The organism is Bacillus sp. Nf3, assembly GCF_003028545.1.
GTDB lineage: Bacteria > Bacillota > Bacilli > Bacillales > Bacillaceae > Bacillus > Bacillus safensis.
On record NZ_PYUA01000043.1, the window covers coordinates 1 to 674 of the forward strand.

Sequence of the window (674 nt, forward strand, 5' to 3'; positions counted from 1 at the left end):
CGAGAACATCACCAGCACGCCGCCGAGCTTGTTCGGCACCACACGCAACATCGCGTAGTACGGGGTGTAGTACCAGACCGGCTTGATGTGCTCCGGGGTCACCAGGCGGTTGGCCTCGGTGAAGTTGTCATGCTCCAGGAACAGGCCGCCGAAACCGGGCGCGAAGAAGATGATGAAGGCGGCGATGATCAGCAGGAAGCCGGCGCCAACGCCATCCTTGAGCGTGTAGTACGGGTGGAACGGAATGCCGTCGGCCGGGGCGTTCGGCGACCAGCGGTTGCCCTTCGGGCCCTTCTTGATCTCCACGCCATCGGGGTTGTTCGAGCCCACTTCATGCAGTGCGCCCAGGTGCAGCACCACCAGCAGCAACAGCACCAGCGGCAGGGCGATGACGTGCAGCGCAAAGAAGCGGTTGAGCGTGGCGTCACTGGGCAGGTAGTCGCCCATGATCCATTCGGTCAGGCCGTTGCCGATCACCGGTATCGCGCCAAACAGCGAGATGATCACCTTGGCGCCCCAGAACGACATCTGGCCCCAGGGCAGCACGTAGCCCATGAAGGCTTCGGCCATCAGCACCAGATAGATCAGCATGCCCAGGATCCACACCAGCTCGCGCGGCTTCTGGTAGCTGCCGTAGAGCAGGCCACGGAACATGTGCAGGTAGACCACGATGA

Annotated in this window: 1 protein-coding gene; it reads right to left on the reverse strand. The window is 62.8% G+C overall.

All coding sequences use genetic code 11. The annotated features are described in order from the left end of the window. Positions 1-674, reverse strand: a 674-nt coding sequence (locus tag C9414_RS20755) for a cytochrome b (protein WP_181286185.1), incomplete at both ends; no start/stop codon positions are given.